This window comes from Aliirhizobium sp. YIM B11859, from assembly GCF_057163345.1.
Genome location: NZ_JBXHAY010000028.1, coordinates 1 through 13,745 on the forward strand (window position 1 = coordinate 1; position 13,745 = coordinate 13,745).

Annotated in this window: 15 protein-coding genes; 3 read left to right on the forward strand and 12 right to left on the reverse strand. The window is 57.8% G+C overall.

Annotated elements, in window-relative coordinates; all coding sequences use genetic code 11:
* The first annotated feature begins 307 nt into the window (after positions 1-307).
* Genes gspD through gspG form a run of 3 tightly spaced genes read left to right on the forward strand, consistent with a single transcriptional unit; the run spans position 308 to position 3,340 of the window.
* Positions 308-2,407 carry a type II secretion system secretin GspD gene (gspD, locus tag AC2GXZ_RS32075; RefSeq protein ID WP_483763302.1) on the forward strand — a complete coding sequence of 700 codons (2,100 nt, stop codon included), beginning with the start codon at positions 308-310 and terminating at the stop codon, positions 2,405-2,407.
* Between the two features lie 7 nt (positions 2,408-2,414).
* Entirely contained in the window at positions 2,415-2,891 is a 477-nt protein-coding gene (locus tag AC2GXZ_RS32080) for a prepilin peptidase (RefSeq protein WP_483763303.1), read from the forward strand.
* Entirely contained in the window at positions 2,888-3,340 is a 453-nt protein-coding gene (gene gspG / locus AC2GXZ_RS32085) for a type II secretion system major pseudopilin GspG (protein WP_483763304.1), read from the forward strand. Before AC2GXZ_RS32080 ends, gspG begins: the two co-directional genes overlap by 4 nt.
* Here gspG and AC2GXZ_RS32090 read toward each other — a convergent pair whose 3' ends face one another.
* The 12 genes from AC2GXZ_RS32090 to AC2GXZ_RS32145 form a co-directional block, all read right to left on the reverse strand.
* Entirely contained in the window at positions 3,341-3,973 is a 633-nt protein-coding gene (locus AC2GXZ_RS32090; RefSeq protein WP_483763305.1) for a hypothetical protein, read from the reverse strand.
* Entirely contained in the window at positions 3,970-4,320 is a 351-nt protein-coding gene (locus AC2GXZ_RS32095) for a type IV pilus modification PilV family protein (protein ID WP_483763306.1), read from the reverse strand. Before AC2GXZ_RS32095 ends, AC2GXZ_RS32090 begins: the two co-directional genes overlap by 4 nt.
* Entirely contained in the window at positions 4,317-4,802 is a 486-nt protein-coding gene (locus AC2GXZ_RS32100; RefSeq protein WP_483763307.1) for a GspH/FimT family pseudopilin, read from the reverse strand. Before AC2GXZ_RS32100 ends, AC2GXZ_RS32095 begins: the two co-directional genes overlap by 4 nt.
* A complete protein-coding gene (locus AC2GXZ_RS32105) occupies positions 4,802-6,010 on the reverse strand; it encodes a type II secretion system F family protein (RefSeq protein WP_483763308.1) in 1,209 nt (402 codons plus the stop codon). Before AC2GXZ_RS32105 ends, AC2GXZ_RS32100 begins: the two co-directional genes overlap by 1 nt.
* On the reverse strand, positions 6,010-7,623 hold the full coding sequence (locus AC2GXZ_RS32110; RefSeq protein WP_483763309.1) for a GspE/PulE family protein: 1,614 nt from the start codon (positions 7,621-7,623) through the stop codon (positions 6,010-6,012). The genes AC2GXZ_RS32105 and AC2GXZ_RS32110 overlap by 1 nt, the downstream gene beginning before the upstream one ends.
* Complete coding sequence (locus AC2GXZ_RS32115; RefSeq protein WP_483763310.1) at positions 7,620-8,444, reverse strand: hypothetical protein; 825 nt, start codon at positions 8,442-8,444, stop codon at positions 7,620-7,622. The genes AC2GXZ_RS32110 and AC2GXZ_RS32115 overlap by 4 nt, the downstream gene beginning before the upstream one ends.
* 3 nt (positions 8,445-8,447) lie before the next feature.
* Positions 8,448-8,972 (reverse strand): hypothetical protein, encoded by a 525-nt coding sequence (locus AC2GXZ_RS32120; protein ID WP_483763311.1) that lies wholly within the window; start codon positions 8,970-8,972, stop codon positions 8,448-8,450.
* Positions 8,972-9,577 carry a type II secretion system protein GspM gene (gspM, locus tag AC2GXZ_RS32125; RefSeq protein WP_483763312.1) on the reverse strand — a complete coding sequence of 202 codons (606 nt, stop codon included), beginning with the start codon at positions 9,575-9,577 and terminating at the stop codon, positions 8,972-8,974. Before gspM ends, AC2GXZ_RS32120 begins: the two co-directional genes overlap by 1 nt.
* Positions 9,574-10,536 carry a PilN domain-containing protein gene (locus tag AC2GXZ_RS32130; protein WP_483763313.1) on the reverse strand — a complete coding sequence of 321 codons (963 nt, stop codon included), beginning with the start codon at positions 10,534-10,536 and terminating at the stop codon, positions 9,574-9,576. The genes gspM and AC2GXZ_RS32130 overlap by 4 nt, the downstream gene beginning before the upstream one ends.
* A gap of 81 nt (positions 10,537-10,617) precedes the next feature.
* Positions 10,618-11,172, reverse strand: coding sequence for an NADAR family protein (locus tag AC2GXZ_RS32135; RefSeq protein ID WP_483763314.1), 555 nt, complete (start codon positions 11,170-11,172; stop codon positions 10,618-10,620).
* A gap of 39 nt (positions 11,173-11,211) precedes the next feature.
* Positions 11,212-11,565 (reverse strand): hypothetical protein, encoded by a 354-nt coding sequence (locus tag AC2GXZ_RS32140; RefSeq protein ID WP_483763315.1) that lies wholly within the window; start codon positions 11,563-11,565, stop codon positions 11,212-11,214.
* A 9-nt stretch (positions 11,566-11,574) separates the two neighbouring features.
* On the reverse strand, positions 11,575-13,745 hold a 2,171-nt coding region (locus AC2GXZ_RS32145; protein WP_483763316.1), incomplete at its 5' end, for an RHS repeat-associated core domain-containing protein.

Sequence of the window (13,745 nt, forward strand, 5' to 3'; positions counted from 1 at the left end):
GATCCAGAAAAAAAGCAAAGCGATACCGTGGCAGCAAAAGCTGCAGAACGAACAGAATAGAAACGCATGAGCCCCCTCGAAGCGAATCAGAACGTCATTAAAAACAGACGGATAAAACGCTCACTCCCAACGCAACCGCAATAGAAATCTACGACCGGAAACAACAAAAATCCGCTTTCAGACAATCAGTCACATGTTTGCAACGCCAGATTTTCAAAGCTGTGGACAGCGTCTTTTGCGCGGCAGAATATCTGATGCGAGAGGAACTTCGTTCTGAAAGGATTGCGCCAACCAATCGGATTGCCTCATGCGCAAATTTCTCTCATTTTACTTGCTAGCGGCACTGTGCCTTTCTGGATGCACATCAACCGACGCGATTGATGACGTCTTTACAACAAAGCTGAACGAGCTTGATTCAAACGGCAAACCTTTGCCGGTATCGCACACGTCCTCGCATGCCTACGCACAATCCAACTCCGATCCGTCTGTGTTCCAAGGCGTCTCGCAACGGGGAACGGGATCCTTTGTTGGCGCTCCGTCGATTACCAACGGCAAGACATCAAAGGGTGGCGAAGGGTTCAGTCTCAATCTGGTTGACACACCGATCCCGGTCGCAGCCAAGACCGTCCTCGGCGACGCTCTCGGGCTGAACTATACAGTGGATTCGCGGATCAGCGGAAAAGTGACGTTGCAGACGACAACGCCCGTCTCGAAAGATGCGCTCGTCGACATTTTCGAAGCCGCTATCGGCTTGAACGGTGCGGTGATCACCAGGCGCAACGGCAGCTATCAGGTTGTTCCCGCTTCGGAGGCGTTTGCATCAACTCCGCAATTGTCGTCCGGCAGCACTCTGTCGGGCCCCGGCATCAAGATCCAGGCGGTGGAACTGAAATACGTTTCGGCTGCCGAGATGAAGAACATTCTCGAACCCATCAGCCGACAAGGATCGGTCATTCGTACCGACGCGACGCGCAACATCCTGACGATCGCCGGTACGAACGAAGACCTCGCATCGATGCGCAGCGCGATCGAAGTGTTCGATGTCGATTGGATGAAGGGCATGTCAGTGGCACTTCATCCGCTGAAGGCATCACAGGCAACCTCGGTTTCGAAGGAACTGGAGTCTATCTTTTCGACAGACGGTGGTCCAGGCGCGAACATCATCAAGTTCATCCCGAACGAGCGACTGAATGCCGTTCTCATCATCACGTCCCGGCCGCAATATCTGGATCGGGCGTCTGCGTGGATCAGGCAGTTGGACCGGCTCGCCTCCACCAATGAGGAGCGACTGTTCGTCTACAATATTCAGAACCGCCCAGCCAAAGAATTGGCGCAGGTGCTGCAATCCGTGCTGAAGAGCCGAGATTCGTCGAGCCAGACGGAAGAAACCTCTGTCGCACCTGATCTCCAGGCAACCACAGTTTCTGCTGATGCGTCCAGCAACGGCAGCAAGAGTGATCCATTCAGCCAGAAATCTGCAAAGACATCGGTGGTCGCCGATGTCGAAAACAATGCATTGCTGATATCGACGACCGCACGCGAATACGAACGTATCGAGCAGCTTCTCCACCAACTCGACGTCTTGCCGACGCAGGTCATGCTGGAGGCGGTGATTGCAGAGGTGACGCTGAATGACGAATTGAAGTTCGGACTGCGCTGGTTCTTCGAGAACGGCAAATTCAGCGCGGGGTTCTCAGATCTGGCGAGTGGCGGAACGGGAGCATCCTATCCAGGGCTCGGCTGGAGTTATGCGACGAGCGACATGCGCGTGACGCTGAACGCGCTGTCGAGCATCACCAATGTCAATGTCGTGTCATCGCCGACACTGATGGCGCTCAACAACCAGAAAGCCGTGCTTCAGATTGGCGACCAGGTACCGATCGTCAGTCGGCAATCCCAAAGCACGGATGACAGCAGTGCCCCGATCATCAACTCGGTGGAAATGAAAGACACCGGTGTGATCCTCACGGTCGTCCCGCGCATCAACGCGTCTGGCAAGGTCATGCTCGACATTCAGCAAGAGGTTTCCGACGTCGTCAAAACGACCTCGTCTGGCATAGACTCCCCAACCATCCAGCAGCGCAAAATCTCTACTCGTGTTGTGGTCAGCGACAATGAGAGCGTTGCACTCGGGGGCATGATCCAGCAGCGCAACGATCTCGTCAGGACGCAGGTGCCGATCCTCGGTGACATCCCTGTCATTGGCAACGCGTTCAAGAACAAAACCGATCAGATCCGCAAGACGGAGCTCATCATCTTCATCAAACCGCGCATCGTCCGTAACGTGAGAGAGGCTCGTGACGTGACGGACGAGTTCCGCCGCCAGCTGGATTTCAGTTCGGATATCAAGAAAAGGCGCGGTGGATCGACCAAGCTCGAGCAAGATGCAAAACGATTGGCTTATTGATCCGTACATGACGGTGGCCCTGACCTTTTGGCTCTGTGCGTGCAGTGCTGTGATCGTCTACATCGACTTTCGCTACATGATCATTCCCAACGCCATCAACGCCACGGTGCTCGCTGGCGGAATACTGTTTCGGCTTCAGGATGGACTGGGCGAGGCAGGGCTTGCCCTCTTCGTATCAGCTATCGTTTTTTCCGGGGTCTGGCTGCTGCGGCAACTGCATTTTCGAATGACCGGGCGCATCGGTCTTGGAATGGGCGATGTCAAGCTAATGGCGGCTGCCGCCGCCTGGCTGCCGATGTCGCTATTTCCGGCCTTTGTTTTTCTCGCGTCGTTTCTGGCTCTCGCCTTCGCACTGGTTTCAGTCGATCTACGCGCATCACTGCGCCGGCGTCGAATACCGTTCGGCCCGTTTCTGGCCTGTTCGCTCATCGTCACCTGGTTATTTCGTCAAAACTTCATATCGTTTCTAGGACTTTCCTCATGACTATTAAATCCAGCCCTATGGCCCGAATGGATAGAGCGGTTTTGTCCGACGATGGCTTTAGTCTCGTCGAGCTTCTGGTCGTCTTGGCAATTATCGGACTGATCGCTGCGATCGCAACGCCGCAGGTCCTCGGCTATCTCGACAAGGCCAAGGTCGATGCGGCCGGTGCGCAGATCAAGAATTTCGAGAACGCGCTCGAGCTTTACTATCTTGATGCCGGCGCCTATCCGTCGTCCGAACAGGGGCTTTCAATCCTTATCAAGAAACCCGACAGCCACGGCGCCTGGAACGGGCCCTATATCAAGGATGCTGGCGCGTTGATCGATCCCTGGGGAACGGCCTATCAATACCAGAGCCCATCGCAGGACAAACTGTTCCTGATCACCTCCTTCGGCAAGGACAAGAAGCAGGGCGGAACGGGAACCAACGCGGATATCGTCAGCAACTGATTACCGCGCCAGAAAAACGGTTCGCTCGGCGCTGAATGCCCGGCCGGCGCGCAAAGCTTCGATCTGGATCGAAACAGCATCGGGGCGGCTGTTGCTGTTCCAGTGGTCTTGCCACCGAAGCTCGCTGGAGGCCGACCGGAAAAAATAGCGCAGCCTGAACCGGGTGACGCTGCCGAGAACAGTAAACTCGGCCTCGACACCGCGGTCGGGCACCCGCCGCGCGACATGCCGTTCAACCACGGCCAACGAACCATCCCGTTGGCTCACGCTCAGTTCGATCTCGCGCAAAATCCGCCTGTCGCTCGCGGTTCTGGCTTGAGACACCAGCCGCAGGCTTTGCCCGTCTCCGACCAAGGACGCCTTCGCATCTGCCTGGTGCATCAAGGGAAGGTTCTGGCTGCCCGCGATGAGATCCTGCAGATAGCCCACCGCGGCGTCGAGTTCCTGATCTGCTGCCACCGCCTGGGTGATCGTCCGCATCCGGCCAAGCTGCGAAAGGCCGCCGGCGATTGCGATGCCGAGCAGCGCAACGACACAGAGCGTCACCAACATCTCGACAAGCGTGAAGCCCGCTTCGCTCTTCTCGGAGGGAGTGTGTTCAGCCCGCCTGGCCGATTTGAAATACGCCATCATCGCACCGGGATCCCGAAGCGAACGAACTCGAATGTCCGGCCCGCAGGGGACGTGAGACGAATAATGGTGAAGCGGGCGCCGTCCTGCTCCTCGGAGATCGGAACCTGCTCGCTATGCCAGTGCGTCTTGCCCTCGACACCTTGTTCGTTCGGGGCGACTACGTTGCCCTGCAGCAAAATCTCATCGATATGTGCGACAGCATCCAGGACAGCCCGATCGTCACGGGCGCGCGACAGGCTTTTCGTTGCAAGCGCGATCGTCTGGGCCGAGATCATCAGGCCAAGCGACAGGATCATGAACGCGATCAGCGTCTCGATCAAAGTAAAACCCTGCTCGCGGTCGGTCATCGCGCGGCTTTCTCTTCACTCACGGCGATCGCGCCGGTCAGCCAGTTGATCGCCACGATCGAATCAATCTCCGCTCCCCGACCAAGTCTGATCGTGCCGCCGGTCGATCCGCCAGACGGAAAGAAGGTGATTGCAGCCTCTCCAGCGGCTGTTACATCCGCGATCTCCTGGTGTTGACCGAACGTCACCTCGAACGTCATCGAGGTCGGGACCTTCAGCACCTCATCATGGCCTTCGGCGCAGATCGTACGGTCTTTCACGGAGAACAAGATGCGTGTTTCCCGATTGTCCCTTATCGCTGAAAGCCGCGAGGTTTGTGCCAGTAAACCGACCCGGCGGGCGATCTCGCCAGGGTTCTCCCGCCGATGCGCTCCGATGCTCGGAAGCGCAATCGAGAAGATCACAGCCAGGATTGCGAGCACGACAAGCATCTCGATCAAACCAAAGCCATCGTTATTGCGCCCGGCTGCCGCGATCATCATCACATGCCCAGCTCGTTGACACTGAGCAGGGCCGACATGACAGAGATCACCAGACTACCGACCAACGCGCCAAGCACGATGGTGATCACCGGTGTCAGCAATGTCGTTGCACGCTCAAGTGTCCTTTGCGCAGCAAGTGCGAGCGCCTTTGCCGCACCGGACAGAACCGGTCCCAGCCGATTGACCTCATCTCCGATCGCAATCAGCGAAACGGTCCCGGGCGAAATGATATCGATTGCCGCAAACGCGTTGTGAACCGATTTGCCGGAAAGAACCTGGTCACGCACATGAAGGAGTTTTTCCCTGTAGGAAGAAATCGCACAGCCATCCGCCGCGATCTTCAGCGCATCTGGCAGCGCCACAGCATTGTCGATCAGCAATGACAGGTTCTGCAGATAACGCGCGATTGCAATCCGTGACATGACCGTGCCGAATAAGGGCAGGCGAAGCATGATGACGCCCATGATTGACCTGGTCAGCGCCGGACGCAGGACCGCAAGCGATGACAGAAGGCCGATGGCTGCCAGAAGCCCGATAGTGACGGCCGGCTGGGTCAATAGCCGGCGCATGCCACCGAGCAGCGCAAGGATCATCGGAGCGGGTCGGCCGGAGCTTTCGAAGATCGGCTCAAGGCTCGGGACCAGAACAAAACTCAAGACACCGATCGCAAATCCCATCATCACAAGCAGAAAGATCGGGTAGATCAATGCATCGACGAGCTGTTTTCGCTGGGCCTGGCGATGAGCAAGTTCGGCGCCGATCAGCGACATGACGTGTGGTAGGCGGGCGACTTTCTCACCACTGACAATCAGCGCCAGAGCATCGACGGGCAAGTCTGGCATCGATGCGAAGGCGGCCGATGGCGATGTGCCTGCTGTCAGTCGATCGAGCAGATGTTGCAAGGCCTGGCGCTGGCCGCGGCTGATGCTTGCGTCACGGGTGGCACGGACCGCCTGGTCGATGCCGAGCCCGGCATTCATCAGCACGGCAAGATCGGAAAACAGCCGGGTATAGTCGATTTTGCTACCCCGTGCCGGGAAGCGAGCTCTTCCGCCTTCGACCTTGCCAGCGTCAGTCTCCTGAAGATCGGCGACAGAGAGCCCGAGTGCTCGAAGCTGGCGCCTTGCATCCGCCAGGCTGCCGGCATCGATGACGCCCTTTGTCTTGCGTCCTGCATCCGAGAAGGCGACATAGGTGAAGCTCGGCATCAGCTTGCCTCGAGCTCGGTGATCCGCATCGCCTCGGCGACCGTGGTGATGCCGCGCTGGGCGAGATTATGGGCATGCTCCGCCAGCGGCACCATGCCTTCATTTCGCGCGAGTGCTTCAAGCTCCTGATGACCTGCTCTGGTGGAAACCGCCGAGCGGATCTGGTCCGACATGGTCAGGATCTCGTAGGTCGCCTGCCGCCCTTTGAATCCACTTCCGCCACATGACGCGCATTGATAGGCGTCATCGCAGTCACGGCAGTCGTCGCAGCAGCGGCGCACAAGCCGTTGGCCGATCACGCCGCGGACGGTGGCCTCAAGCAGGAAAGGCTCAACCCCCATGTCGCGAAGACGGCTGAAGCAGCCAACAGCACTGTTTGTGTGCAGCGTCGACAGGACGAGATGGCCGGTCAGCGCCGCCTGGACGGCAATCTCGGCAGTTTCCCGATCGCGGATTTCGCCGACGAGAATGATGTCGGGGTCCTGTCGCAACACAGACCGCAGCGTATTGGCGAATGTCAGCCCGATCGACGGATCGATTTGCACCTGGGTGATGCCGGCCAGCCGGTATTCGACCGGATCTTCGACGGTAAAAATCTTGACTTCGGGCCGGTTGAGTTCGGCAAGGATCGCATAAAGCGTCGTGGTCTTCCCCGATCCGGTCGGACCGGTCACCAGCACCATTCCGTTTGGCCGGCGCACGATCTGGCGAACGAGATCGGAGGATTTCTCGTCGTAGCCCAGCGAGGCGAGATCCAGCCGGACGGTTTCGCGATCGAGAATACGAAGGACGATGGTTTCCCCATGGATGGTCGGAACGACCGATAGACGGAAATCGATATCCTGTCCGCGCACCGGTAATCGCACGCGCCCATCCTGCGGCAGGCGTCGTTCGGCGATATTGAGATGACCGAGGATTTTGAGGCGACTGACGACGCCCATATGCAGGGCGAGCGGCACGGTCTCGACGGCAGTTAGAATGCCATCGCGGCGAAAGCGGATCTGCAAGAGCTCCGGTCCGGGCTCGACATGGATATCGGTCGCCTTCTCGTCGACGGCACGCTGGATGACCCGCGAAACAAGCCGCACGACCGGGGCGTCGCGTGCGACATCCTGAAGCCGTTGCAGGTCCAGATCGCTCGCATCAGCCTGCGAAACCGTGTCTGTATCGCTGACATCCGCCGAGAGGGCACGAAAAAGGTCCTCGATTGCGCTTCGGGTGACGACTTCAAGTCGGAACGGAAGCTCAAAGAAATAATCGACAGCCTCCAGCGTGAACCGATCGAGCGGATTGGCCATCGAGAATATGACTGCTCCGTCTTCACCGGCGCGCGGCACGATCGCCTTGTCGGAGGCGAATTCCACACCGATCGCATCGAGCATGGCTCGGTCGTCGCGAACGTCGAGCCTTCCTGCCATCGGTACCGCGAAGAATTCCGCAAGCGCTGCGGCAATCGCTGTCTCTTGCAGGATCCCGAGTTCGCGCAGGACGAGATCGAGCGGCTGTTTGCTCTCTCGCTCGATGGTTTCGGCACGGTTTGCCGCCTCAAGCGACGTGCGCCCACTCTCCACCAGGAAGGACAGGAATGCCGATGTGCTTTGATCTTTGTTCATAGCCCCGCTCCCTGCAGCAGCATGGCGGCCCTCGGTCCGAGCAACTCTTCGCAGCCCAACATTCGTTCCGGCTTCTCGTTGTTCAGATCCTGTGCGATCGGCGCAATCCTGATACCCGAGCCGGACTGGCCGCCAACGGCAAAAACAGCAGCGTCCTGCGCCGTCCCGGCCGTGCTCGTGATCCGGGTGACAATCGTGTAGTGCTGTGAGGACCGCTCGAGATCATCAAATGTCGACACGATGGACCGACCAGACCAGACCGAGAATATCCGGATGATCGATGACATCGGCACGCCCTGCATCTCTTCGAAATCGTAGAGCTCGGAAATATCCTCGAAAGGCGCATGCTTCATGCCGGATCGGACACGATCCGTTGGCTCATCATCGCCGCGCGGTGAACGGAATGCGATGATGTCGGAGGTCAGTTGTGATGCGCGGATCCGATCGATGCCGAGGCGAGCCAACCCATCCTCAAGCAGCGGTGCCTCGGCCGTGTTGAGGTTGATCAACCGTCCATGCGGAATAATCGAAAGAGCATAGTCTGCACCCGCTCCCCGGCAGCCGGTCTGGTCAAAACCGCTGCGGTCGGCAGTTCGCTTCCAGGTCATGTCGGTCGAAAGCCGCCAGATCAGATAGTTATCGATCGCGGTTGCCGCAGTTCGAAGCCGCTGGTTCTGCAGCTCGTTATGGCTGAGCAATGCCTGCAGCCGGGCTGAGGTCGCAAACGGCGTGAGGAAGATTGCCAGCAACAACAGAAAGCCCAGCACAGCAACCAGTGCAAAGCCGTCCTCTTCTTGCCTGAGATCTTGTCCGCCGCTCAAGGATCAGTTCTCCGCCATGGGGTAAAGTTTGACGGTGATTTCCTGCCCGCCGCGGCCAATCGTCAGCCGATCCGGATCGATCGAGACCACCTCCCATCCGGCGACGACTTCTCCAATCCCGACCCAGTGGCTGTCCTGGCCGGCGATCGCCACAAGAGCTGACCGTGCTCCGCCAATCGTCCTCGTTCCCAGGAGGAGTATTTGCGGAGGCGGTGCCTCGGTTTGCTGTTCCGCTGGCTCCTCGGCCGCCGTCTCGATTGCGGCGGCCGGTTCCAGCGCCGGCACAAAGTCTCTTCTGCTTGGCGAAAACAGCGGTCGTGCGAGTGTGTCGGGAAGCAACAGGTCACTGGTCGCCGCAATGGTAACGGTGGATTTCGGCGCGGCGGCCGATCTGGTTTGTGCATCGATGGGAAGAGGCGACAGATCGGGTTCGTTCTGGCTGACCAGCAGATTGAATGCGCCGAGCACCACGATCGCTCCGGTGATTACTCCCAGTGTCCACCAGTGCCGCCTTGCCTGATGGCTCATCATGGCTGGCCTCCATCGCGTATGATAGCCACGGATGGATCCACCGCTCCGTAAACCGAGATCTGCGCCGACAGATGGATCGGCTCGTTCAACTCACCTTGCGGATAGGTGTTGTTGCTGTGGATCAGGGCCTTTCTGATGATCAGCGGCGGCTCTGACGTTTCCAGTTGGCGAATGACCTCATGCACCGCCTTCAGTTCGCCGTCGAAATCGGCGCGCAGCCCGACATAGGTGGCGCCGTTGATCTGCAGTTGCGGCGTGCCGCTCATCGAGGCGATCGCCGCCCCGCTGCTTGCGGCAACAACCGTCAGCCGTTCCTGAAGTGCTGCTTGGATGACCGAGACGCTGTCGCCCTCAATGAACAGTGTTTCGGGGATCCCAGACGGCTGCGGTGCCGATGCCGACGGTTTTCGCGCGATGACCTGGTCAAGCCGGAACAACTCGCTGCGCAGGTCAGTGATATGGTCACTTTTGTCGCTGAGCACCGAGACCAGACCGGAGACCGACAGAACAAGTACGATCATCATCAGTGCCAGAATGCCGAGCGCCACGGATCGCTGGACCAGCCGCGGTGCATTCATCAGTATGATCAGAAGGTCCGTCACGGCTTGATCACCCGCGCCCGCAGTTCGAACCGCTCGCCGGATTGCCCGGGCACGCGCACGACCGGCGATATGAAACCCGGATCCTTGAGGAACGGCGAGGATGCCAGATCGCCGATCAGGCTCGCCGATCGTGCCGCATAGCCGGTGAGCGTCACGGTGTTTCCGTCAAAGCTCAGATCGCTGATCCAGGCATCGTCGGGCATGACGCGGGTCACCTCTTCCCACAATCGCAACACCGGAACCGCCTGGCTTTTACCGGCGCGGGCGGCTTCGATGGCCGCAAGGCTCTTCTGTTGCTGGTCGAGCAGTTTGCGCACCTGCAGAGCTTCGACGCGCTTTGCGTCGACAGCGGCTGCGAGCTGTTCTTCAGCGGCCGAATAGCGCTGGAAGATATGAGTGTAGGTGGCTGCGCAGACCAGCAGAAGAGCCGCAATCGCCAGGGCGGTTCGCTGGCGGCGGTGTCGCAGATGCGTGAAGATGGGATGAAGATGATCGAGCGCGCGGCGCGGGAGCCAGACGGTTGCGCCGTCGCGGATGACGCCCAATGTTTCGGGCTTAGCACCGGTGGATGCCGCACCGTTGAGGAAGGTATCGAGAGCGTCTCGTTTGATCAGGATGGAGTACTGGCGCTGCTGTGACGCATCTGCGATCGGGATTACGTGTACCGCTGCAACAGGGAAGGGCGTTGAGTCCGATACCGCGGATCGAGCGATTTCTCGCAGTCTCGTGAGGGGCAGCGGCTGGATGGTCGGCGGTAGTGCGATCGAGCGGCCAGCGTACACAGAGTACGATGAAAGTTGCGTGGGCTCCGGAGACCATGCATCTGCCGAGCTATGAGCTAGGTTTGTTGGTGCGAGATGAGTGTGTCTGCCGAAATGCACCAAATATCGCGTGGACAAGCAGATTTCGGAGAGCCACCACTCAATAAAATCGCGAAATTGTGATATGTAAATCAACAATGTGAGTTGGCTCGACGAGGCTAGTGACCAGGTAGGCGTCCGATTTCTTACCGGAGAAATACTGCATGTTGGTCGAAAAATTCACTCGACGCGCAGCAGGTGTCGGACTTGCATCAAGCAAAATCCTAAAAGGTTAAGTCCTCGCCAAGTCTCGGGGCATTTTGCTCGCAAATCATGACGATCTAACCCAATGCCCCAAATTGCATCGTGCGGACTTGCCTCAACCAAAATTGCGTGATTCGTAGACAACAAGAAATCTTTCAGCAGCATGTTCTGTCGAAATTTTTCCAAGTTGCCACGAATTACAATATCACGCCGCACATTATCCCAGATGCCATCATTGAAGCCCTTGACGCTTCGGCCAAGTTCCTTCGCTTCTCTTGGGTTCGGCGCAGCCGCAATCTTCATTGCAGACTCAATGTCGCCGAAGGTTCTGGCCTTTTCGCACATCATCCAATGCTCTGCACTTTGATACTGCTGCCCATCGACACAAAAGGAAACGTCCCACCACTGGCTAAAGCACGATGCAGTCACTCTGGTGTTGGTCGATAAGCGATGCCCCCAGAAGAACAAAAGTTCTTCCATACGTCCCGCTCGGTATTCGGCCTCAGCCCAGCTACGATTGTACTGAATCATCTCATCTCGTTAGATCTGCGTGTCAAAGTCGTCGGGCTCTCACGCGCTAAGTGGTGCTTCCCATGCTATTTCCGTAGAGAAGTCACCTGTCATCCTTCGATGAATTTGCTGCGATAGCAGGTCGCTAAGGTATGCAATATTTTCAATTTCACGCTCATTCTCTGGAGTTGTCAGCGTCTCGCTATCTCCATAGTACCTGCCAATTTCACGAGTCAAACGGTAGGGAAGCATTAGAACATCCTCGAAATTAGGGAAATCTTGAGAAAATTCTTTTGGCCCCAGCTCGTTGTAGAGTGCCACAAGGTCTCGAGCAATATCGTCAGAAAATTCCCTGTAATATATTGAGTTAACAGCTTTTGCCATAACGGCTATTCCGTACCAATCATCACTCATTGTTTTTCCTTATGGTAATACCGTAACCGCAGATATTGGTATCATATCTTCAACCATAATCTCTTGATTTCGAATTGCTCGTTCTAATGCATATTTTCTCTCCGTCGCGGTTAGATCTTCAAGACCTTTGATACCTAAACTCATATCATGCACTCTGGTCACCACTTTTGCTAGGTCTACCGCGACTGTAACTCCCTTGGGGCCCGCCCAGTCACGAGCAATCGCTTCGCTTTTGCTTGTGGAGAGAAACCGCGAACCTGCCTTAAATCTATTCAATATATGTTGTGCTTGGGTAACCCCAGTACAGCCAGGGCACCGGGCAAAAAGCCCTTCTGCTGTGAATTGAGATTGTCTCATTCCGCGATACACTGTCCTAGGTAGCATCTGATCAAATTGCTCGGTCCTTGTCGCACTTCCCAAGTATAAAGATCCTCCGAGAAGGAGTGGCGTCGACATGAGGGCTGGTGCGGCACGCGAGCCCAATTGCCCGCCGCCTGTATCGACCCAACTACCGGCGATAGCGCCCAAAGCAGAAGAGCTGCTGATGTTAGAGTTACCATTCGAGCCATATGAACCCCGTTTCTCTCTCCCCTCATCATGAGGCACGACGATAGGTTCAAGTTCTGGCGGCGAAGTCTCCGCAGCTAGATCGCTACCAGAAGAATTCTCTCCAGAAGAAGTTTCGTCATCCGCGGTCTGGTGGCCGTTTGGGTCACTCCGGTTGACCGGATCGTTTTGAGCATAAGCATATCGATTAGTGCCTACACCAGCCAAGGTAGTATCCCAGTCATCTGGCGATATGAACCTTCCGAATGCTGGATCGTAGTATCGTGCACTGAGATACATGAGGCCTGTCTCAGCATCGAAGCGCTCACCGATATAGCCCTTCTTGGTGGCCATGGCCTTGTTGGTCGGATCACCATAGGCGGCATAACCGGTCTTCTCGGTGATGGCGCCTGCGCTGTCGGTGACAAGCCGGACGGAGGAGAGATTATCACGATGCAGGAAGTACTTTGCCGTTTGGCCTGACGCGGTGGCGGTGATCTTGATGTCGGGATGCGGATAGAGCGTGTAGGTCTCCGATCCCGCCGTCGTCGCATCGATCTCGACATCGGCGCCCGCGTAGAGCGTCGTGCCGAAGGCCCAGGCCTTCTTCACCCGTGATCCGTCGGGACCATAGGAGAAGGTGACGGCCGAACCCGACTGCGTGACCGAACCGAGCTGGTTGGCACCGGACCAGGCAAGGGTCCGCGTGCCATCGGCCAGCATATTGCCATTGGCATCGTAGGAGAGCGACTTTGAGCCAATCTTGGTTGCCGCATGCGGCCTGACCGCCGTGCCCGACGGATAGGTATAGGTCCCCATCTTGGTGCGGGTCAGGAGGTTGCCGTTATTGGCGTAGGTATAGGTCTCCGACAATGTGCTGTCGCCGGCATTGGTGGCGGTGACGAGACGGCTCAGGTCGTCATAGGCATAGGTCCAGTTCTCGGTGGTGGCGAGCCCGGTGATCGTCTTGATCCGGCCGAGCAGGTCACGGGTATACTGGCTGTCGAGCAGAGAGGTCGTGCCCTTCTTCGTCGTCACCCGTGTCAGCCAGTCGCGCTGGGCCGAATAGGTGAAGGTCGTTGCCACGCCATTGGCATAGGTGATCGACTTCGTCTGGCCATCGGCTTCGTAGGCTGCCGCAGTGATATAGCCTGGAATGGTGACGAGCTTGTTGTCGGCATTGTAGGTCCAGGGAGAGGCTGTCGTGCCGACATCGATCGCACCGGGCGAATAGGAGCGCGACAGGGTCAGGTCGGCCTTGCCCTTGCGATCGGTGACCGTCTGCGTCAGGCCATCGATCACCGTCTGGGTGGTCGAGACCGTGCCGGTCCCGGTCAGCGAACGGCTGAAGCGTTGGGTGGCCGAGCCGTTGGTGGAGACGGTCAGGAGACCCACATTGTGGAAGGGCGAGGCGCCGACACCCGAGGCGGCCGTATCGTAGGTGTTGGTGGCGAGCGTCGTCACCACGCCGTCGGCACCTGTGACCTTCTTGGTCAGGAGCCTATCCATCTGATCGTAGGTGAGCGTGGTCACCGCGCCGCGGGCATCGGTCTGGCTGACCAGCCGGTTGGCGTTGTCGTAAACATAGGACCAGCTACCCAGATCCGGATCGCTGGCCGTCAGGCGGTTGCCGA